The 18,691-nt window shown below is 70.4% G+C and carries 21 protein-coding genes and 3 tRNA genes; 19 read left to right on the top strand and 5 right to left on the bottom strand.

Annotated features, from left to right (window positions below):
- Window positions 1-3 precede the first annotated feature (3 nt).
- The 3 genes from ABEA24_RS04160 to ABEA24_RS04170 all read left to right on the top strand — a co-directional run bounded on the left by ABEA24_RS04160 (window position 4) and on the right by ABEA24_RS04170 (window position 2,866).
- Window positions 4-1,179, top strand: coding sequence for a serine hydrolase domain-containing protein (locus tag ABEA24_RS04160; protein ID WP_345429263.1), 1,176 nt, complete (start codon window positions 4-6; stop codon window positions 1,177-1,179).
- A 98-nt stretch (window positions 1,180-1,277) separates the two neighbouring features.
- Window positions 1,278-2,183, top strand: a complete 906-nt coding sequence (locus ABEA24_RS04165; RefSeq protein WP_345429264.1) for an ABC transporter ATP-binding protein — start codon at window positions 1,278-1,280, stop codon at window positions 2,181-2,183.
- Window positions 2,180-2,866: a hypothetical protein gene (locus tag ABEA24_RS04170; protein ID WP_345429265.1), complete on the top strand. Its 687-nt coding sequence runs from the start codon at window positions 2,180-2,182 to the stop codon at window positions 2,864-2,866. Before ABEA24_RS04165 ends, ABEA24_RS04170 begins: the two co-directional genes overlap by 4 nt.
- 23 nt (window positions 2,867-2,889) lie before the next feature.
- On the opposite strand, the gene ABEA24_RS04175 is transcribed toward ABEA24_RS04170, so the two are convergent.
- Window positions 2,890-3,702, bottom strand: a complete 813-nt coding sequence (locus ABEA24_RS04175; RefSeq protein WP_345429266.1) for a MerR family transcriptional regulator — start codon at window positions 3,700-3,702, stop codon at window positions 2,890-2,892.
- Window positions 3,703-3,816: 114 nt separating this feature from the next.
- Between ABEA24_RS04175 and ABEA24_RS04180 the strand changes: the two genes are divergently transcribed.
- Entirely contained in the window at window positions 3,817-4,944 is a 1,128-nt protein-coding gene (locus ABEA24_RS04180; RefSeq protein WP_345429267.1) for an acyl-CoA dehydrogenase family protein, read from the top strand.
- Here the strand turns inward: ABEA24_RS04180 and ABEA24_RS04185 are convergent.
- Window positions 4,919-5,932 (bottom strand): alpha/beta fold hydrolase, encoded by a 1,014-nt coding sequence (locus tag ABEA24_RS04185; protein WP_345429268.1) that lies wholly within the window; start codon window positions 5,930-5,932, stop codon window positions 4,919-4,921. The two genes, ABEA24_RS04180 and ABEA24_RS04185, sit on opposite strands and share 26 nt — an antisense overlap.
- Before the next feature lie 396 nt (window positions 5,933-6,328).
- Here ABEA24_RS04185 and ABEA24_RS04190 point away from each other — a divergent pair.
- The 6 genes from ABEA24_RS04190 to ABEA24_RS04215 all read left to right on the top strand — a co-directional run bounded on the left by ABEA24_RS04190 (window position 6,329) and on the right by ABEA24_RS04215 (window position 8,917).
- Window positions 6,329-6,404 (top strand) — tRNA-Thr (locus tag ABEA24_RS04190).
- 99 nt (window positions 6,405-6,503) lie between these two features.
- Window positions 6,504-6,580, top strand: a tRNA-Met gene (locus tag ABEA24_RS04195).
- Window positions 6,581-6,655: 75 nt separating this feature from the next.
- Window positions 6,656-6,820, top strand: coding sequence for a 50S ribosomal protein L33 (rpmG, locus tag ABEA24_RS04200; protein ID WP_345429269.1), 165 nt, complete (start codon window positions 6,656-6,658; stop codon window positions 6,818-6,820).
- 147 nt (window positions 6,821-6,967) lie between these two features.
- Window positions 6,968-7,405 carry a MaoC family dehydratase N-terminal domain-containing protein gene (locus tag ABEA24_RS04205; protein WP_345429270.1) on the top strand — a complete coding sequence of 146 codons (438 nt, stop codon included), beginning with the start codon at window positions 6,968-6,970 and terminating at the stop codon, window positions 7,403-7,405.
- A gap of 1 nt (window position 7,406) precedes the next feature.
- Window positions 7,407-7,832, top strand: coding sequence for a MaoC/PaaZ C-terminal domain-containing protein (locus tag ABEA24_RS04210; RefSeq protein ID WP_345429271.1), 426 nt, complete (start codon window positions 7,407-7,409; stop codon window positions 7,830-7,832).
- Complete coding sequence (locus tag ABEA24_RS04215) at window positions 7,832-8,917, top strand: UDP-N-acetylmuramate dehydrogenase (protein WP_345429272.1); 1,086 nt, start codon at window positions 7,832-7,834, stop codon at window positions 8,915-8,917. Before ABEA24_RS04210 ends, ABEA24_RS04215 begins: the two co-directional genes overlap by 1 nt.
- A 3-nt stretch (window positions 8,918-8,920) precedes the next feature.
- On the opposite strand, the gene ABEA24_RS04220 is transcribed toward ABEA24_RS04215, so the two are convergent.
- Both ABEA24_RS04220 and ABEA24_RS04225 read right to left on the bottom strand, forming a co-directional pair.
- On the bottom strand, window positions 8,921-9,838 hold the full coding sequence (locus tag ABEA24_RS04220; protein ID WP_345429273.1) for a GNAT family N-acetyltransferase: 918 nt from the start codon (window positions 9,836-9,838) through the stop codon (window positions 8,921-8,923).
- A 26-nt stretch (window positions 9,839-9,864) separates the two neighbouring features.
- Window positions 9,865-10,902 (bottom strand): adenosine deaminase, encoded by a 1,038-nt coding sequence (locus tag ABEA24_RS04225; RefSeq protein ID WP_345429274.1) that lies wholly within the window; start codon window positions 10,900-10,902, stop codon window positions 9,865-9,867.
- Window positions 10,903-11,062: 160 nt separating this feature from the next.
- Between ABEA24_RS04225 and ABEA24_RS04230 the strand changes: the two genes are divergently transcribed.
- The 3 genes from ABEA24_RS04230 (at window position 11,063) to ABEA24_RS04240 (ending at window position 13,376) form a co-directional block, all read left to right on the top strand.
- Entirely contained in the window at window positions 11,063-12,037 is a 975-nt protein-coding gene (locus ABEA24_RS04230) for a hypothetical protein (RefSeq protein ID WP_345429275.1), read from the top strand.
- 79 nt (window positions 12,038-12,116) lie between these two features.
- Window positions 12,117-12,632 (top strand): SigE family RNA polymerase sigma factor, encoded by a 516-nt coding sequence (locus ABEA24_RS04235; RefSeq protein ID WP_345429276.1) that lies wholly within the window; start codon window positions 12,117-12,119, stop codon window positions 12,630-12,632.
- A 3-nt stretch (window positions 12,633-12,635) separates the two neighbouring features.
- Window positions 12,636-13,376 (top strand): hypothetical protein, encoded by a 741-nt coding sequence (locus tag ABEA24_RS04240; RefSeq protein ID WP_345429277.1) that lies wholly within the window; start codon window positions 12,636-12,638, stop codon window positions 13,374-13,376.
- 242 nt (window positions 13,377-13,618) lie between these two features.
- Here the strand turns inward: ABEA24_RS04240 and ABEA24_RS04245 are convergent, their stop codons facing one another.
- The gene (locus ABEA24_RS04245) at window positions 13,619-14,821 is read right to left on the bottom strand and encodes a pyridoxal phosphate-dependent aminotransferase (protein WP_345429278.1); all 1,203 of its coding nucleotides are present in this window, start codon (window positions 14,819-14,821) and stop codon (window positions 13,619-13,621) included.
- 171 nt (window positions 14,822-14,992) lie between these two features.
- On the opposite strand from ABEA24_RS04245, the gene ABEA24_RS04250 reads away from it, so the two are divergent.
- The 6 genes from ABEA24_RS04250 (at window position 14,993) to ABEA24_RS04275 (ending at window position 18,647) form a co-directional block, all read left to right on the top strand.
- Window positions 14,993-15,066: transfer RNA gene (locus ABEA24_RS04250), tRNA-Trp, on the top strand.
- Between the two features lie 102 nt (window positions 15,067-15,168).
- The gene (gene secE, locus ABEA24_RS04255) at window positions 15,169-15,411 is read left to right on the top strand and encodes a preprotein translocase subunit SecE (RefSeq protein WP_345429279.1); all 243 of its coding nucleotides are present in this window, start codon (window positions 15,169-15,171) and stop codon (window positions 15,409-15,411) included.
- Window positions 15,412-15,460: 49 nt separating this feature from the next.
- The gene (gene nusG, locus ABEA24_RS04260) at window positions 15,461-16,192 is read left to right on the top strand and encodes a transcription termination/antitermination protein NusG (RefSeq protein WP_345429280.1); all 732 of its coding nucleotides are present in this window, start codon (window positions 15,461-15,463) and stop codon (window positions 16,190-16,192) included.
- A gap of 154 nt (window positions 16,193-16,346) precedes the next feature.
- The gene (gene rplK, locus ABEA24_RS04265; RefSeq protein WP_345429281.1) at window positions 16,347-16,781 is read left to right on the top strand and encodes a 50S ribosomal protein L11; all 435 of its coding nucleotides are present in this window, start codon (window positions 16,347-16,349) and stop codon (window positions 16,779-16,781) included.
- A gap of 75 nt (window positions 16,782-16,856) precedes the next feature.
- The gene (rplA, locus tag ABEA24_RS04270) at window positions 16,857-17,579 is read left to right on the top strand and encodes a 50S ribosomal protein L1 (protein WP_345429282.1); all 723 of its coding nucleotides are present in this window, start codon (window positions 16,857-16,859) and stop codon (window positions 17,577-17,579) included.
- 219 nt (window positions 17,580-17,798) lie between these two features.
- Window positions 17,799-18,647 (top strand): SCO4651 family lipoprotein, encoded by an 849-nt coding sequence (locus ABEA24_RS04275; protein WP_486303919.1) that lies wholly within the window; start codon window positions 17,799-17,801, stop codon window positions 18,645-18,647.
- Window positions 18,648-18,691 lie beyond the last annotated feature (44 nt).

An 18,691-nucleotide genomic window follows, 5' to 3' on the forward strand; every position in this document is an offset into this window, starting at 1 on the left:
GACGTGCTGGCACGGCATGTCGATTCCGGGAGGATTCCCGGGCTCGTCGCCCTGGTCGACCGGGGCGGTGAGACGCACGTCGAAGCGATCGGGACGATGCGTCATGACGGTGGCGCGCCGATGCGCCGGGACACGATCTTCCGGATGGCCTCGACGTCCAAGCCGGTCGCGATCGCGGCGACGATGGTCCTGCTCGACGAGTGCCGGCTGCGGCTGGATGACCTGGTGGAGCCGTGGCTGCCCGAACTCGCCGACCGTCGGGTGCTGAAGCGGATCGACGGCCCGCTGGACGACACCGTGCCGGCGCGGCGGCCGATCACCGTACGGGACCTGCTGACCTCCACGTTCGGGCTCGGCATGGATATGACGTCGCTGGGCACTCCGATCATGGGTGCGATCTTCGAGCAGGGGCTCACGCCCGATCTGCCGGAGCCGATGCCCGAGCCGGATGAGTGGATGCGCCGCCTTGGCGCGCTTCCGCTGATGTACCAGCCCGGAGAGCGCTGGCAGTACCACATCAGCAACGATCTGCTCGGCGTGCTCGTCGCCAGGGTCACGGGCCAGTCGTTCGAGACGTTCCTGCGCGAGCGCATCTTCGACCCGCTGGGGATGAAGGACACCGGTTTCCACGTGCCGGCCGACGAGATCGACCGGCTGCCGACCCTCTACGCCCCAGACCCGCAGACCGGAGAGTTCCTCGTGTGGGACGAGGCCAAGGGGGGACGGTGGAGCGGGCCGCCGGCGTTCCCGGGCGGTGGCGGCGGGCTGGTCTCCACCGTCGATGACTACCACGCCTACTTCCGGATGCTGCTGAATGGCGGGATGCACGGGACCGAACGAATCTTGTCCCGGCCCGCCGTCGAGCTGATGACCACCAACCGCCTCACGCCCGAGCAGAACGCCGCCCGAAACGCCATGGCCACCGACAACGTCCATGTGTCGTTCGGCCAAGGGCAGCACGGCGGCTGGGGCATGGGGATGGCGGTGCGCACCTACCGCGGCGACTACGCGTCCATCGGCCAATTCGGCTGGGACGGCGGAAGCGGCACCTCGACCTACGCGGACCCGGACAAGCAGCTCACCGGAATCCTGCTCACCCAGGTCGGGATGTCGGTCCCGGATTCGGCGCGGCTCATCCACGACTTCTGGACCACGCTCTACCAGGCGATCGACGACTGACACCTGACGCCGGGCCGCCCGAGGGTGAGATCCCCCCGGGCGGCCCGGCGCCGCATTCCACTTGACGATCCTTATAGCTAACCGTTATCTATTGACCGATGCCGGTGATCACGATCGAGGGACTCACCAAGCGGTACGGCGACCGGGCGGTCGTCGACCGGCTGGGCTTCACCGTCGAGCAGGGCTCGCTCGTCGGATTCCTCGGCCCGAACGGGGCCGGTAAGACGACGACACTCCGCATGCTCCTCGGCCTCGTCAGGCCGACGTCCGGCCGCGCCCTGGTGTACGGCAGGCCGTACCGCGAGCTGGCAGACCCCGCCAGGGCGGTCGGCGCGGTGGTGGAGACGATGACCGCGCACCCCCGGCGCACGGCACGCCACCACCTGCGCATGCTCGGTATACGCGTCGGCGTCGGCGCCCGCCGGGTCGACGCGGTCCTCGGCCTCGTCGGCCTCACGGACGCGGCCGACCGGCGCGCCGGGGGATTCTCGCTCGGGATGCGGCAGCGGCTGGCGCTGGCCGCGGCGCTGCTGGGCGACCCGGGAGTGCTCGTCCTGGACGAACCGGCCAACGGGCTCGACCCGGAGGGGATCCACTGGCTGCGCGGATTCCTCCGATCGCAGGCCGCAGAGGGACGTACGGTGCTGGTGTCCAGCCATCAGCTGGCGGAGGTCCAGCACACCGTCGACCAGGTGGTCATCGTCGCCGGAGGTCGCCTGGTCGCCGCCGGATCGCTCGACGACCTGCGGAGCCGGGCGTCCGGCAGGGTGCACGTGCGGTCGCCCGAGGCGGAGCGGCTCGCCGGACTGCTGGCCGCCGCCGGTGCAACGGTGCGGCCGGCGGGGCCCGGCCGGCTGGAGGCCCCGCCGGGCTGGGCCGAGCACATCGGCCTGCTGTCCGCCGAACACCGGATACCGCTGTTCGAACTGCGCGAGGACGCCCCGGATCTCGAAGAGGTCTTCTTCCGTCTCACCCGCACCGCCGAAGACCGGGAGCCGCGATGATCCGGCAGCTGCGGTCCGAGCTGTACGCCCTGCGGACGACGCCGGGCCCGTGGCTGACGATGTCCGCCGTCGCCGCCCTCCACCTGTTCCTCGTGGCCGTGATCGGGTCGCAGGGCGACCCGGGAGCGGCCTGGCACGGGCTCGGGCCGTCGGCCGGAGAGCTGACGGGATACCCGATGCTGCTGCTGGGCGTCGTGGCGGCCGCCCAGGATCACCGTTTCCGGACGATCGTCCCCATCCTTCTGACCACGCCGGGGCGGCGCCGCGTGCTGGCCGCCAAGGCCGCCTGCGTGGCGATGGTCGCCACGGTGGCGGCCTCGGTCGCGCAGACCGTCTGGCTGGCCGCCGCCATCAGGCGGCACGGCGGCGCCGCCATGCACACCCACCAGCCCGGCGACCTCCTGCGGCTGTACGCCGTCACCGTCGGCGGGGTGGTCCTGCTGAGCCTGCTCGGCGTGGCGCTCGGCGCGATCCTGCGCAACGCGGCGACGGCGTTCGCCATCGTCCCGATCGGCGCGATCGCCGAGGCGGTGGCGCCGCCGGCGCGCTACCACGGTCCCTTCACCAGCGGACTGGCGGCCTTCGGCCCGCGTCCCGGCCCCGGCGCGCTCTTCCTCACCGGCTGGACGGTCGTCGCCCTCGCGATCGCCGTCGTCACGGTGGCCCGTGACGTCACGGACTGACCGCGCAGAACGGCGGCGGGCCGTCAGCGCGTCACCGTCTCCTGGAGCTCCGTGACCCACGTCTCGGGGGCGCCCTGTCCGTACCGGAGGTAGACCTCGCGCGCCAAGCCGGTGCTGCGGTAGCCGTTCTCCTCGATCCACCGGGCGAGCCGCTGGAAGGACGCGTCCGCGTTGTCCATGGGCCCGTGGTGGATGAGGGTCGCCGCCTGCTCCGCCCCGGGCAGGTCGACGAGGTCGAACTCGTACGCGCCGCCCGGGTCGGCGTTCACCGGGGCCCCGGCGTGCACCCGCACCCCGTCGGGCGCCTGCTCGTAGTACGCGACCGCCGGGCCGGTGATGGCCAGCCCGGCCGCGTCGAGCCGCTTGCACAGCTCCTCGTACAGCGGCTGGATCACCGGGCTGATCTTGTCGGACTCGTAGCTCTCCGCCGTCGCGCTGAGCTCCGCGAGGCGGACGGCCGGAACACTCTTGATGACGACGTCCGTGGACATGACGCCCTCCGTTTCGATCATCCGGAGCCTCGCCTCGACCCGGGCCAGACGCGCCGTCTCCTCGGCCACGTGGGCCGCCAACTCCGCCCGGCGCAGCCGGAGCATGCCGTGCAGCTCCTCCGTCCCGACCTTCTCGTCGAGGATCCGCCCCACCTGTTCCAGGCTGAGGCCGAGGTCCTTGAGCGCGATCAGCCGGTTGAGCCGGGCGAGCTGCGCCGCGTCGTAGGAGCGGTAGCCGGTGGCCGGATCGACCCGGGCGGGCCGCAGCAGGCCAAGTGCGTCGTAGTGCCGCAGCATCCGTACGGACACGCGGCCGAGTCGTGCGAAGTCTCCGATGCTGAACATGACATGTCCCGGTGTAGGTCCTCACACAGTGTCAGAGTCAACGGCTGACCGGAGTCGGAGATGTCCGATTAGAGTGTTCCCGGCCAAGAATCCGATTCGGTTATCGGAGGACGCGTGGACGCCCAGGACTTCGCAGACGTGCTCGACGCCGTACGGACCTTCGTCCGCGATCGGGTGATCCCGCGCGAGGACGAGATCGAGACGACGGACCGCATCCCGGACGACCTCCGGCAGGCCGCCGCCGAGATGGGCCTGTTCGGGTACGCGCTGCCGGAGGCGTACGGCGGGCTCGGCCTGTCCATGAGCGAAGAGGTGCGCCTGGCGTTCGAACTCGGTTACGCCAGCCCCGCGTTCCGCTCGATGTTCGGCACCAGCAACGGCATCGCCGGTCAGGTCCTGGTGAAGGCGGGCACCGACGAGCAGCGCGACCACTGGCTGCCGAGACTGGCCGCCGGCCGGGCCGTCGCGGCGTTCGCGCTGACCGAGGCCGAGGCGGGCTCCGACCCCAGCACCCTGACGACCAAGGCCGTGCGTGACGAAGATCACTATGTGCTCGACGGGGCCAAGCGCTTCATCACCAACGCGCCCGAGGCGGACGTGTTCATGGTGTTCGCCCGGACCGGCGGCGAGGGGCCGCGGGGGATCTCCACGTTCATCGTCGAGGCGGGCACGCCCGGCCTTGCCGTCGGCCCCTCCGACGAGAAGATGGGCCAGCGCGGCGCGCACACCGCCGAGGTGTACTTCGACGGCGTACGGGTCCCCGCGACGGCGATGGTCGGCGAGGAGGGCACCGGCTACCGCACCGCGATGACGTCGCTCGCGCACGGCCGCGTCCACATCGCGGCGGTCTGCGTGGGCGTCGCGCAGCGCCTCCTCGACGAGACGGTCGCGTACGCCAAGGAACGGCGCCAGGGCGGGCAGCGGATCGGGGACTACCAGCTGATCCAGGGACTGATCGCCGACTCCCAGACGGAGCTGTACGCGGGCCGCTCGATGGTCCTGCGGGCCGCGGAGGCGTACGACGCGGGGGAGGACCGCAGGCTCGGCCCCTCCTGCGCGAAGTACTTCTGCTCGGAGATGGTCGGCCGCGTCGCCGACCGCGCCGTCCAGGTCTTCGGCGGCATGGGCTACATGCGCGGCGTCGCCGTCGAGCGGCTGTACCGCGACGTCCGGCTCTTCCGGATCTACGAGGGGACCAGCCAGATCCAGCAGGTCGTCATCGCCCGCGAACTGCTCCGCTGACCCGGGCGGGCACGCGAGAAGACTCAGGACTCCACGGCGGGGCAGCGGGTGCCGCGCGGCCGAACTGCCGCGCCACCGACTCCGCCCACGGGTAGCCGGTGGCCGGGTCGTGCACGGCGTTGGACAGCAGGATCGGCGGGGTGCCGCGCGCCGTGAGGCGGTGCTGCGGGTTCGCGGTCGGCGCGCCGAGGCACGCGGCCGTCATATGCAGGGGCAGCAGGTACGGCAGGTCCGGCGCGGCCTTGGTCATCGTGCGGACCAGCGAGGCGTACTCACGGTGGTCGCGCACCGGAAGACGCCAGTCGGAGCAGAAGACCGGCGTCGCCGGCGGAAGCGCCGCGGGGGAGGTGGGCGAGGCCGGTATCGGCGCGCTCGCCTCCATCGCGGCGACCTTCTCGGCTTGGTCCATCACGCCCTCCAGCACCATGGCCCGGACCCGGCGCGGATACGTCTCGGCGTACTGCGCCCCGAGCATCGTGCCGTACGAACTGCCGTGGAAGGTCAGCTTCGCCTCGCCGAGGGCGGTCCGGACGGCGTCCAGGTCCCGTACCGTCTGCGCGGTGTCCAGGTGGTCGAAGACCGGGCCGGTGCGCGCCCGGCAGTCCGCGCGGAGCCGCCGGTTGTACGCGAGCGTGGCCTCGAAGGCCGCCTGATCCTCGATCTTCGGGCTCGGACGCCGGGCGAGCAGGTCGGGAGAGCAGGTCACCGGACTGCTACGGCCCACGCCGCGCGGGTCGAAGCTCACGATGTCGAACCGTCGGCGGATCTCCGGGCTGAACCGGTCGATCCCCGTCACCACCCGGTCCACCCCCGAGTCGCCCGGCCCGCCTGGGCCGAACACCAGCGCGCCGACGGGCACCCCGGGCCCGGTGGCCGTACGGCGGGCCAGCGCCAGGCCGAACGTCGGCCCGTCCGGGTGCGCCCAGTCGACCGGCACCGAGAGGGTGGCGCACTCCGCCCCGGGGACTCCGGATCGCACGGAGCCCACTGCGGACTCCTCGGCGACGCGTGCGCCGGCCCGGCGACGAGGCCCGATACGGCGGTGGTGACGGCCCCCAGCGCGACCACGGCGGCCGTCCCGGCGCGCCGCACGGCGCCGCGATGACCGGACCTTCCTTCGAACAACATGAATCTTCCTCCCGAACGGACGTCGAGGAGACGTCCGGTGAGGCGTGCGGACCCGGCCGGGCACCTTGCGGACGTTGATCACGCTAGGGGCGTGATCACCGGTTCGGCCCCGGTCTCAGGGACGCGTCAGGGACGTCTCAGGGCCGGGCCCGAACGTATGGGTGCGCAGCTCGGAGAGGTCGCCGGCCGCCGCGGCGAATCGATTTCGTGTCCGGGCCGCGCAGCGTGTATGGTTACGGAGCGCGGAAGGGCGCACGCCCCCTTAGCTCAGTCGGCAGAGCGTCTCCATGGTAAGGAGAAGGTCTACGGTTCGATTCCGTAAGGGGGCTCCAGCAGCCGATATCCCGGTCCGCCAGAGTGGGCCGGGGTTTCGTCTGTTCGGGCGTGTCCGGAGAGTCCGGTATCCTTTTCTCCGGTCGCCCGACCTTCGCGGCGGAGTAGCTCAGTCAGGCAGAGCAAGCGGCTCATAATCGCTGTGTCGCCGGTTCAAGTCCGGCCTCCGCTACCACCTCACCGATCACCTCTCGCAGGTGATCCGGTGCAGGTCGTTGTCCAGTGTCCCTCACCAGAAAGGCACTCCATCGTGGCTGCCACCGACGTACGGCCAAAGATCACGCTGGCCTGCCAGGAGTGCAAGCACCGCAACTACATCACGCGGAAGAACCGGCGCAACGACCCGGACCGCCTGGAGCTGCAGAAGTACTGCCCGAACTGCCGTAAGCACCAGGCGCACCGCGAGACCCGCTGAGGCGGGAGCGGGCTCGCCGTCGGCGTTCCCTGACGTTCACAGCCCGTCCCGGCATCGCTGCCGGGGCGGGCTGAACCACGTCTGTTAACGTCGCCTCATCGCCTCCCCTGGCGCGCACGTGGGTATTCCCGGGAAGGGACGGATTGAATGGCGCTGAACCGCGATTTCATCGGGCGGGCCTTCCCGCCGTCGGAGCCGTACGAGGTCACCCGGCTGAAGATCAGGGAGTTCGCGGACGCCATCGGCGATCTGAACCCGATCTACCGTGACGCGGAGGCGGCCAAGTCCGCCGGGCACCCCGACGTGATCGCGCCACCGACCTTCCCGATCGTGATCTCGATCACCGGCGCCGGCCTGACCGACCCCGAGCTCGGCCTCAACTACTCGATGGTCGTCCACGGCGAGCAGCGGTTCGAGTACGTCCGCCCGCTCCACGCGGGCGATGTCGTCACCGCCGAGTCGAAGATCGCCGGCATCCGCTCCATCGGCCGCAACGAGCGCCTCGAACTCCAGACGGTGATCAAGACGGTCGACGGCGAGCACGTCTGCACGGCCCACAACGTCATCATCGAGCGAGGTGCCTGAGATGACCGCCACGGTGAAGTACGACGAGGTCGAGGTCGGCCAGGAGCTCCCCGCCAGGACTTACAAGGTCGAGCGCCTCGACCTGGTCAAGTACGCCGGCGCGTCCGGGGACTTCAACCCGATCCACTGGAACGAGCCGTTCGCCAAGTCCGTGGGTCTGCCCGACGTGATCGCGCACGGCATGTTCACGATGGCGCAGGGCGGCCGGTACGTCACCGACTGGGCCGGCGACCCGGGCGCGGTCATCGACTACGGCGTGCGGTTCTCCTCGATGGTCGTGGTGCCCAATGAGGGCGGCACCGAGATCGAGATCACCGGCGTGATCGAGGACAAGCTCGATGACAACGCGGTCGTCGTCGCGCTGACCGCCCGCTCGCGCGGCGAGAAGGTCCTCACCCGCGCCAAGGCGACGGTCCGTCTCGCCTGATGGCGGTCCGCTGCGAGCAGGTCGACCTCGCGGGCTACACCACGCTGCGGCTGGGTGGGCCCGCGCGGTGCTTCGTCGAGGCCACGACGGACGACGAACTCATCGACACCGTCCGCCGCGCCGACCGGGAGGGCGAGCCGGCGCTCGTCCTCGGCGGCGGCAGCAACCTCGTCGTCGCCGACGCGGGCTTTCCCGGCACGGCGGTGCACATCGCCACCCGCGGCGTGTCCGTCGCCGCGTTTCACGCTCACCGCCGGCGGAGCGACGGCCGCGTGCTCGTACGCGCCCGGGCGGGCGAGGAGTGGGACCCGTTCGTCGCCCGGTGCGTCGAGGAGGGCCTGTCCGGCGTCGAGTGCCTGTCCGGCATCCCCGGCCTGCTCGGTGCCACCCCGATCCAGAACGTCGGAGCGTACGGTCAGGACGTCAGCGAGACGATCGTCGAGGTCCGCGCGTACGACCGGGAGCGCGGCGAGGTCGTCGTCCTCGACCGCGACGCCTGCCGGTTCGGCTACCGCACCAGTGCCTTCAAGGGCGCCGACCGGCACGTCGTGCTGGAGGTGACCTTCGCCCTCGAACCGGCCGACCTGTCCGCGCCGGTCCGCTACGCCGAACTCGCCCGGACACTCGGGGTCGAGCCCGGCGAGCGGGTCCCGCTGCTGGAGGCCCGCGAGGCGGTGCTCGGTCTGCGCCGGGGGAAGGGCATGGTCCTCGACCCTGCCGACCCCGACACGCGCAGCGCCGGGTCGTTCTTCACCAACCCGATCCTCGACCCGGATCAGCTCACCGACCTGGAGAAGCACGTCGCCGACCGGCTCGGCCCGGACGCCGTGTTCCCGCGCTACCCGGAGCCCGACGGCCGTACGAAGACCTCGGCGGCGTGGCTGATCGACAAGGCGGGCTTCACCAAGGGGTACGGCCAGGGCCCGGCCCGGATCTCGACGAAGCACACCCTCGCGCTGACCAACGCCGACGGCGGGCGTACCGAGGACCTCCTGGCCCTGGCCCGCGAGGTCCGCGACGGTGTCCGCGAGGCCTTCGGCGTCACGCTCGTCAACGAACCGGTCTTCGTCGGCGTACGCCTCTGACGGTCAGGGCAGCAGGACGTACACGACGTCGTCGATGCGGGTGCCGTCCGGGCCGTCGAGACGCGACCGCTGCACCCCTTCGAGGGCGAAACCGGCCTTCTCCAGCACGCGTTGCGACGCCGCGTTGTCCGGCGCGGTCCCGGCCGCGAGCCGCGGGATGCCGATCTCGAACGCCCAGGCGCTGAGCAGGCGTACGGCGCGCGTCACGATGCCCCGGCCGCGGAACGCCGGCAGCATGCTGTAGCCCATCATCGCCGACCGGCTCCAGGCCTCGTAGTACAGGCCGATGTCGCCGGCGAACTCGTCGTTCACCCGGATCGTGAAGTCGGCGCGGTTGCCCGCCAGCCACTCGCTGGGGGCGTACTCGCAGCGCCGCGCCACCTCGGCCCGCGGCCGCACGTGCCTGACGACCGACCGGGCGCGTATGTCCGGCAGGTTGATCAACGTGAGCAGCTCGTCCACGTCGACCGGGCCGAGCGGACGTAGGCTCACCTCGCCGTCCCGCAGCTCGCCGCCCCGCAGGTCGGGGAGCGGCCGCGCGGCCGGGCCGGGCGGGTCGCCGGGCAGCCAGGCCCAGACGATGTCGTCCGGCCGGCCGCCGTCCGGTCCGCTGTTCCGGCGTACGGCCTCGCGGGTGAACCCGGCGTTCAGCGCGACGCGCTGGGAGACCGTGTCGGCCACGTCGGTGACCATCTCCAGCCGCCCGTCCGCCTGCTCGGCCATGGTCCGCACGGCCTTGCTCGCGACTCCTCGCCGCCGCTCTTCGGGTATCACCCAGACGCTCAGCTCGCGGACCCCGGGCCGGGCCTCGATGAGGCTCAGCCCGCCGGCCAGCCGGTCACCGTCGAGGACGGCGTGCGTGACGGGAAGGTAGGGCGCCAGCCTGGCGGCCTCTTCGGCAGTCGCGGTACGGATGATCACGGTGTCCGATCATTCCATTTAGTCCGTCACGGTGCCGCTGTTTTCAGCGGTGTGCCGAGCCAGGCGTCGATGCCGTCGAGGAGCCGTTTCTGCATCTCCGGAGGGGCCGCGGAGCCCCGGATCGAACACCGCGCCAGCTCGGCCAGCTCCTCGTCGGTGAACCCGTGGTCCCGCCGCGCCAGCTCGTACTGGCGGGTCAGCCGTGACCCGAACAGCAGCGGGTCGTCGGCGCCCAGTGCGATCGACACACCTCCCTCGAAGAGACGGCGGAGAGGGACGTCGTCCGGCGTCGGGTAGACCCCGAGACCGACGTTCGACGACGGGCAGACCTCGAGGGTGACGGCGCGGGCGGCGACGGTCTCCATGAGGGCCGGGTCCTCGACGACGCGCACGCCGTGCCCGATCCGGTCGGCCCGCAGCGCGTCGAGGCAGGCCCGTACGCTCGCGGGGCCGAGCAGTTCCCCGCCGTGCGGGACGGACAGCAGACCGGCCCGCTTGGCGATCGTGAAGGCCCGGTCGAAGTCGTACGCCCGGCCGCGCCGCTCGTCGTTGGAGAGCCCGAACCCGACGACCCCCTGCCCGGCGTACTGGGCGGCCAGCCGCGCCAGCGTCCGCGCATCGAGAGGATGCCGCGTGCGGTTGGCCGCGATGATGACGCCGATCCCGACCCCGGTGGCCTCGGAGGCCTCCCGCGTGGCGTCCATCACCAGGTCGGTGAAGGCCGTCAGCCCGCCGAAGCGGCCGCCGTACCCGCTCGGGTCGACCTGGATCTCCAGCCACCCGGAGCCCTCCGCGGCCTCGTCCTCGGCCGCTTCGCGCAGCAGCCGCCGTACGTCCTCTTCGTCGCGCAGCACCGACCGGGCGATGTCGTACAGGCGCTGGAAGCGGAACCAGCCGCGCTCGTCCGTCGCACGCAGGCGGGGAGGCCACTCCTCGACGAGGGCGTCGGGCAGGTGCACGCGGTGCTTGCCGGCGAGCTCGACGAGCGTGGTGTGCCGCATCGAACCGGTGAAGTGCACATGCAGATGGGCCTTGGGCAGAGTTGCGATCGGACGGGCCTCCATGCACCGATCTTGCCGTATGCGCTGCTCGGGCCTGCGGCGACCTCCCCCGAAGCGCATCCGCGAGGACTCCCGAAAAAAGTTTGAGAAGCCGTGCAACCCCGTCTGGGACACACGCGTATATGAGGGGCGCGAGAGTCAAACCGCGCTGAAAGGGATAGACGTGATCAACCTCAAGCTGGCTCTTCTGGCCACCGGCGCCGTCGGCGCCATCACCGCCGGCGGCGTCGCCTACGCGACCGTCTCCAGCAACTCCCCGGCACCCTCGGTCAAGCCCGTCGCGGACGGCGCGAAGAAGGCCGTCAAGGACGCCACCGGCAAGCTCCCGAACGGGGCACCGACCTGCGTGAGCGTCCCCACGGACAAGCTGCCCAAGGACAAGCTCCCGAAGGCAGAGCTGCCCAAGGACAAGCTCCCGAAGGCAAACCTGCCCAAGGACAAGCTCCCGAAGGCGGAGCTGCCGAAGGGCGAGCTGCCCAAGGACAAGCTCCCGAAGGGCGAGCTGCCCGCGGCCGGGCTCCCGAAGGACAAGCTCCCGAAGGCGGAGCTGCCGAAGACCGGCGAGAAGCCGAACGTGCCGGTGGCGGTGCCCGCCGACAAGGTGAAGGCCCCGGGCAACCTGCCGATCTGCGCCCCCTCTGCGGGCCAGCCCTCCGCGGCCTCCGCGCCGGCCGCCGTCCCGACCGCGAAGCCGGGCCTGCCGAAGGTCAACGTGCCTGACGCGAAGGCCCTGGACTGCTCCTCCGTCCCGCCGGTCCTCAACGTGCAGAACAACAAGGCCAAGGACGTCACGCTGCCCAACGGCATGCACCTCGCCGCCTCCCACAGCCACTCGATCACCCTCCAGAGCGGTAAGGTCTGCACGGTCGTCCAGAAGTTCACGGCCACGGGCGGCAACTTCCTGACCGTCGAGCGGTTGAACACCCCGCCGCAGACCACGGTCAAGGAGCTGGCCGCGGAGCTGAAGCTGCCCGAGGGCGGCCTCGCCTCCGTCGCCGGCGCCCAGACGTGGGAGAGCCCGGCGGGCACCGGCGTGCTGTGGATCACCGACCAGGGCTACGCGGTCTACCTGACCGGCAGCCCCGCGTACGCGACCCAGCTCCCGGCGATCGCCACACAGCTGCGTCAGCTTCACTGAGGCTCGGCGCGGGTGGCCCTGCGCGGTGGGCCACCCGCGACCGATCGACATAAATAGGGCGTACGACGGACGGAGTGCCTTGGCGCGTCGAGACGACGAGTCATTCGTCGAGTTCGTGGCGGAGCGCGGTACTGCGCTGCTTCGAACTGCCCAGCTGCTGTGCGGGGGGCGGACGGATGCGGAGGATCTGCTGCAGACGGCCCTGGAGAAGGCGTATCGGCACTGGGGTCGGATGAAGCCCGGCAGTAATCCGGAGCCGTACGTCCGCAAGATCCTGGTCAATCTGTCCGTCAGCCGGGCCCGACGCTGGCGGGTCCTCCGCGAGGTGCAGATGGCGGCTCCGCCGGAGACGCCGACAGCCTCCGAGGCAGGCAACGTCGAGCTGCGTGGCGTGCTCATGGAGGAGCTGAAGAAGCTCGGGCCACGCCAGCGGGCGGTGCTGGTCCTGCGCTACTGGGAGGACATGTCCGAGGCGGAGACGGCCGCCATGCTCGGTTGTTCGGTCGGCACCGTCAAGAGTCAGGCCGCGCGGGGCCTCGCCCGCCTCCGCGAACGAATGGGAACGTCCGCACAGGCGGCGGCGTCAAGGGGGTGAACCATGGATCTGGAGAACGAACTCCGGCAGGCCATGGCGGAGCATGTCACGGGGGTGTCGGCGTCCGGCACGCTGGCGCATGACGCAAAGCGCCGCCATCAGCGGACGGTCCGGCGGCGAGCGACGATCGCGGTCGCGGCGGCCGGGGTCGTCGTCGCGATCGCGGTCATCCCGACCTATCAGGCGATCAACCCGCAGACCGTCAGCAATCCCGGCCCCGAAGGCGGGCACAAGAAGAGCGGCGGCGGGATGACGGCCACTCAGGTCACCCCATCGCCGTCCGCGTCGTCGAAGACCAAGTCGGCGTCCCCGTCCGCGAGCGCGTCCGCTCCGGGGCACTCGAGCGCACGGCCCTCACGGCATCCGAGTAGCGGTTCGCACGTCGATGTTCCCGGTGCCGCCAAGGCACTGCTCGGCTACCTGCCCGTGGGCATCGACCCGACCGAGAGCTGCGACGGCACGAAGACCGGCGGGCGCCGGATCACGACCTGCCGTTGGACCGGCCCGGCCGGCTGGATCGAGGTGCGGCTCGTACGCGACGCCACACTGCGGAAACCGGCGGACATGGGGTTCGCCCCGCCCACCGCGGAACACGCCGAGGTGCACGGCCACACCGCGTTGCGCACCGCCGGCTTCGGTCAGGTCATGTGGATCGAGCGCAGCGGGCTCGGCGTCTACGTCGGGGTCAGCCCCACGCTCGGCACCCAGCTGATGCACATCGCCGAAGGCGTCCGCGCCGACTGAGAACACACCCGCGGCCTGAGCACGGCCGGGAGTCGACTGAGCCCGCCCGAAGTCGAATCCCGGTCGCAGCCGGACGCCGATACCCCGATCCGCGAGGGCCGTACCGGAGACGCCCCGCGAGCACCGTGGCGCTCGCGGGGCGTCGTCATGTCCGCCACCCGGACGGGGAGGCCGGTCGCCGGCCCGGACGTGATCACGTCACGGGCCGACGCGGATCGGCCGCCGTCGCCGTCCGGGAAGGGTCAGTGGGCCTCGGCCAGCAGCTTGGCGACGCGGCCGACGCCCTCGGCGAGGTCCTCGTCGCCCAGCGCGTAGGACAGGCGGAAGTAACCCGGCGTGCCGAACGCCTCGCCCGGCACGAGCGCGACCTCGGCCTCCTCGAGGATCAGCGCGGCGAGCTCGACGGAGGTCTGCGGGCGCTTGCCGCGGATCTCCTTGCCGAGCAGCTCCTTGACCGACGGGTAGGCGTAGAACGCGCCCTTCGGCTCGGGGCACACGACGCCGGGGATCTCGTTGAGCAGCCGCACGATCGTCTGGCGGCGGCGGTCGAACGCCTTGCGCATCTCGGCCACGGCCGACAGGTCGCCGCTCACCGCGGCCAGCGCCGCGGCCTGTGAGACGTTCGCCACATTCGAGGTCGCGTGCGACTGCAGGTTGGTCGCGGCCTTCACGACGTCCTTCGGGCCGATCATCCAGCCCACGCGCCAGCCCGTCATCGCGTAGGTCTTGGCGACCCCGTTGAGCACCAGGGTGCGGTCGGCCAGCTCCGGGACGACCACCGGCATCGAGGAGAACTCCGCGTCCCCGTAGACGAGGTGCTCGTAGATCTCGTCCGTGATCACCCACAGGCCGTGCTCGGCGGCCCAGCGGCCGATCTCGGCGACCTGCTCGCGCGTGTAGACCGCGCCGGTGGGGTTGGACGGGGAGACGAAGAGCAGCACCTTCGTACGGTCGGTGCGGGCCCGCTCGAGCTGGTCGACGCTCACGAGGTAGCCGGTGGTCTCGTCGGCGACGACGTCGACCGGCACACCGCCCGCCAGCTTGATCGACTCCGGGTAGGTCGTCCAGTACGGCGTGGGCACGATGACTTCGTCGCCCGGGTCGAGCAGCGCGGCGAACGCCTCGTACACCGCCTGCTTGCCGCCGTTGGTGATGAGCACCTGCGACGCCTCGACCTCGTAGCCGGAGTCGCGCTTGGTCTTCTCCGCGACCGCCGCCTTCAGCTCGGGCAGCCCCCCGGCCGGCGTGTACTTGTGGAACCGGGGGTTGCGGCACGCCTCGACGGCTGCCTCGACGATGTAGTCCGGAGTCGGGAAGTCGGGCTCGCCGGCGCCGAATCCGATCACCGGACGCCCCGCGGCCTTCAGCGCCTTGGCCTTGGCGTCGACGGCGAGCGTCGCGGACTCGGAGATCGCGGCGATCCGAGCGGAGATTCGAGTGCTCATGCTCCCTATCGTCGCAGACATCGCGGCAGGTCTCAGCTCGGTATCGGGGCAGGCCGGGGCGGCACGAAGGGCGCGATCGGCGTTTGGTTCGACGCGAGGGTGTTTGAGACGTAGACTGCGTGACCTAGTGGCGTCCCGCATGGTTCTCGCGTGCCATCGGGTCCACTGTGAAGGGCAGTAGCTCAATTGGCCAGAGTCCCGGTCTCCAAAACCGGTGGTTGGGGGTTCGAGTCCCTCCTGCCCTGCGGAATACGGTTCGTGCACGGCGCACGTGCGCGGGCGTCCTGAACGCACGCCCACACCGGAAGTTCGCGAGACACAACCGACGAGGGGATGCGTCGACAGCAATGGCGACCGAGATGAGCGGCGAGACCGCGATCAAGGGCAAGGGGAAGTCCGTCAAGAAGCGGACCTCGCCTCTCCTGTTCTACCGCCAGGTCGTCGCCGAGCTCCGCAAGGTGATCTGGCCTACGCGTAACGAGCTTGTCACCTACACGACCGTGTCGCTGATCTTCGTGATCATCGTCGTGGCGATCGTGTTCGGTCTCGACAACGCGTTCTCCTGGGTTGTGCTGAAGCTCTTCGGCTGATCGCGTGCCGGATTCCATCAGCAACCCACAGACGAGAGAAAGAGTGACCGTGTCCGAGTCCCCAGAGCTTCACGACGAGGCCATCGAGGAGGCCGAGTCGGTGGAAGCGCCGGCTTCGGCCGAGGCTGAGGAAGTCGCCACGGAGTCCGACGAAACGTCCGCCCAAGCGTCCGAAGAGGCGTCCGACGAGGCGTCGGACCCGGTCGAAGAGTTCACGACCCAGCTGCGGCTCCTTCCGGGTGAGTGGTACGTCGTTCACTCGTACGCCGGCTACGAGAACCGCGTGAAGACCAACATCGAGCAGCGCACCCAGTCGCTCAACATGGAGGATTACATCTTCCAGGTCGAGGTGCCGCAGCACGAGGTCACCGAGGTCAAGGGCGGCAAGCGTCAGAAGGTCAACGAGAAGGTCCTGCCGGGCTACATCCTGGTCCGCATGGAGCTCACCGACGAGTCCTGGGCGGCCGTCCGCAACACGCCGGGCGTGACCGGCTTCGTCGGGCTGTCCAACACGCCGTCGCCGCTGCACCTCAAGGAGGTCGCGACGCTGCTCGCGCCCGAGCCCGAGGAGCAGGCCAAGACCAAGGAGACGGCGAAGGCTGCGGCCACCGTCGACTTCGAGGTCGGCGAGTCCGTCACCGTCATGGACGGTCCGTTCGCGACCCTCCCCGCGACCGTCAACGAGATCAACGCCGAGGCCCAGAAGCTCAAGGTGCTGGTGTCGATCTTCGGTCGGGAGACCCCGGTCGAGCTGTCCTTCAACCAGGTCTCCAAGATCTGACGTCGGAGCACGACGCTCCGACGCATACCCTCAGATGTCCCCGCGTGCCCGCGGGGGAAGCGGTCCCAACGCGGCGGTCGACGTTCCAGCCGCCGCGTCGCCCGTCCGTACGGGAGTAGGGGCCGACGAAACAACCGGAACGAAGGGGTGAGGCATGCCTCCCAAGAAGAAGAAGATCTCCGCGGTCGTCAAGGTCCAGCTGCAGGCCGGCCAGGCGACGCCCGCGCCGCCGGTGGGTACCGCCCTCGGCCCGCACGGCGTCAACATCATGGACTTCTGCAAGCAGTACAACGCGGCCACGGAGTCCCAGCGCGGCAACGTCATCCCCGTAGAGATCACCATCTACGAGGACCGCTCGTTCACGTTCGTCACCAAGACCCCGCCCGCCGCGCAGCTGATCAAGAAGGCCGCCGGCGTCGACAAGGGCAGCGGCGAGCCGCACAAGAGCAAGGTCGGCTCGATCACCCGCGACCAGCTCCGGGAGATCGCCGCGACCAAGATGCCGGACCTCAACGCCAACTCGCCCGAGCAGGCCGAGAAGATCATCGCCGGCACCGCCCGTTCCATGGGCATCACCGTCGCCGACTGACCTGCGGCGCACCGGTAAATCGGTGGGAGGGCCGAGCGCCGGCCCGTACCACGAGCTCCACGACAGGAGAGAGAAATGAAGCGCAGCAAGGCGTACCGCAACGCCGACACCAAGATCGACAAGTCGGCGCTGTACAGCCCGGCCGAGGCCGTGAAGCTGGCCAAGGAGACCTCGCCGACCAAGTTCGACGCCACCGTCGAGGTCGCGTTCCGGCTCGGGGTGGACCCCCGTAAGGCCGACCAGATGGTCCGCGGCACCGTCAACCTGCCGCACGGCACCGGTAAGACCGCCCGTGTGCTGGTCATCACCGGTGGCGCCAAGGCCGACGAGGCCCGCGAGGCCGGCGCCGACCACGTCGGTTCCGACGACATGATCGAGCGGATCCAGGGCGGCTGGCTCGACTTCGACGCCGTCGTGGCGACCCCGGACATGATGGGCAAGGTCGGCCGGCTCGGCCGTGTGCTCGGCCCCCGTGGCCTCATGCCGAACCCGAAGACCGGCACCGTCACCACCGACGTGGCCAAGGCCGTCACCGAGATCAAGGGCGGCAAGATCGAGTTCCGCGTGGACCGTCACGGGAACCTGCACTTCATCGCCGGCAAGACGTCCTTCACCGAGAAGCAGCTCGTGGAGAACTACGCCGCCGCGCTGGAGGAGATCCTGCGGCTCAAGCCGTCGGCGGCCAAGGGGCGCTACATCAAGAAGGCGACCCTGAGCACGACGATGGGCCCGGGCATCCCGGTCGACCCCAACGTCACGCGCAACCTCACCGCGGAGCTGGAAGAGTCCGCGAGCTGACGCATCGGCGAACCACGAAGGGGCGCTCCCGTTTTCGGGGGCGCCCCTTCGCGTTGCTCATCCCCGGGTACGACTCACGTCGCACACGGGAGTATGGGATCTGGTCCCCTCGGGGGATGTTTAGGAGATCTTGAGCGGCAACACTCGATAGTGCCGGATCCAGGCGTTCGCGCTCTCATCGTGCCGGGGGCCGTACGCGATACGCAGGAAGGGTTCACAATGGTTCGTCGATATGCCGTGGGTACGGCCGCTGGTGCCGCCCTGATGGTCTCTCTCGCCGCGTGCGGGAGTGCCAACGGGGGAGGCGGCGCCGACGCCGTGAACGTATCCGCCGCCCAGGCGATCAGCCTCGCGGCGCAGAAGACCAGCACCGTCAAGTCCTACAAGGTCGACATCACCGAGAGCGGCACCGGGCAGGCGTCTTCCAAGGCGCACGGTGTCGTCCAGGTCCGGCTCACTCCCGACCTCGCCGCCGTCGGCACGCTCGACCAGGCCGGCTTCGGCGGCCACTCGGTGGAGTCGGGTCTGCGCGCGATCCTGCTCGGTGACAACCTGTACGGGAAGGTCCCCTCCCAGCTCACGCAGTTCACCGGCGGCAAGCCGTGGGTGAAGTTCTCGGTCTCGAAGGCCGCGCAGCAGGCCGGCGTGGACCTGAACGAGATCCTCAAGCAGGCCGACCCCGCCCAGCAGACGAAGATCTTCACCAGCTCGAAGGACGTGCGCAAGGCCGGCACCCAGACGATCGACGGGGTGAAGACCACCCACTACACCGGGACGATCACCGCGAAGGACGCCGCGGCGCAGCTCAACGGCAAGACCAAGCAGTCGTTCCAGGACCTCTACCAGAAGGGCGGCGCGAAGAGCGTCGCGTTCGACCTGTGGGTCGGCGCGGACAACCTGCCGCGCAAGCTGACGGCGAAGAGCGCCGCGTCGGACGGCGCGGCCACCGCCACCATGGTCTACAGCGACTACAACAAGTCCGTCAGCGTGTCCGCGCCGCCGGCGAGCCAGGTGGCCGACGGCAACCAGCTCATGCAGAACCACGGCGGCACCGGCCTTCCGGGCTGACCCGGGTTCGGCCACATCCCGGTCGACCGCTCTCGTGACGCGCC

This window comes from Actinoallomurus vinaceus, assembly GCF_039542055.1.
In the GTDB taxonomy this organism is placed as follows: domain Bacteria; phylum Actinomycetota; class Actinomycetes; order Streptosporangiales; family Streptosporangiaceae; genus Actinoallomurus; species Actinoallomurus vinaceus.

Coding starts and splice junctions, on each gene's coding strand:
- ABEA24_RS04215 (WP_345429272.1), top strand. CDS start 7,832: ATGGCGGTCCGCTGCGAGCAGGTCGACCTCGCGGGCTACACCACGCTG.
- rplA (WP_345429282.1), top strand. CDS start 16,857: ATGAAGCGCAGCAAGGCGTACCGCAACGCCGACACCAAGATCGACAAG.
- rplK (WP_345429281.1), top strand. CDS start 16,347: ATGCCTCCCAAGAAGAAGAAGATCTCCGCGGTCGTCAAGGTCCAGCTG.
- ABEA24_RS04225 (WP_345429274.1), bottom strand. CDS start 10,902: ATGGAGGCCCGTCCGATCGCAACTCTGCCCAAGGCCCATCTGCATGTG.
- ABEA24_RS04275 (WP_486303919.1), top strand. CDS start 17,799: ATGGTTCGTCGATATGCCGTGGGTACGGCCGCTGGTGCCGCCCTGATG.
- ABEA24_RS04240 (WP_345429277.1), top strand. CDS start 12,636: ATGGATCTGGAGAACGAACTCCGGCAGGCCATGGCGGAGCATGTCACG.
- secE (WP_345429279.1), top strand. CDS start 15,169: ATGGCGACCGAGATGAGCGGCGAGACCGCGATCAAGGGCAAGGGGAAG.
- ABEA24_RS04245 (WP_345429278.1), bottom strand. CDS start 14,821: ATGAGCACTCGAATCTCCGCTCGGATCGCCGCGATCTCCGAGTCCGCG.
- ABEA24_RS04170 (WP_345429265.1), top strand. CDS start 2,180: ATGATCCGGCAGCTGCGGTCCGAGCTGTACGCCCTGCGGACGACGCCG.
- ABEA24_RS04175 (WP_345429266.1), bottom strand. CDS start 3,702: ATGTTCAGCATCGGAGACTTCGCACGACTCGGCCGCGTGTCCGTACGG.
- ABEA24_RS04210 (WP_345429271.1), top strand. CDS start 7,407: ATGACCGCCACGGTGAAGTACGACGAGGTCGAGGTCGGCCAGGAGCTC.
- ABEA24_RS04165 (WP_345429264.1), top strand. CDS start 1,278: ATGCCGGTGATCACGATCGAGGGACTCACCAAGCGGTACGGCGACCGG.
- ABEA24_RS04205 (WP_345429270.1), top strand. CDS start 6,968: ATGGCGCTGAACCGCGATTTCATCGGGCGGGCCTTCCCGCCGTCGGAG.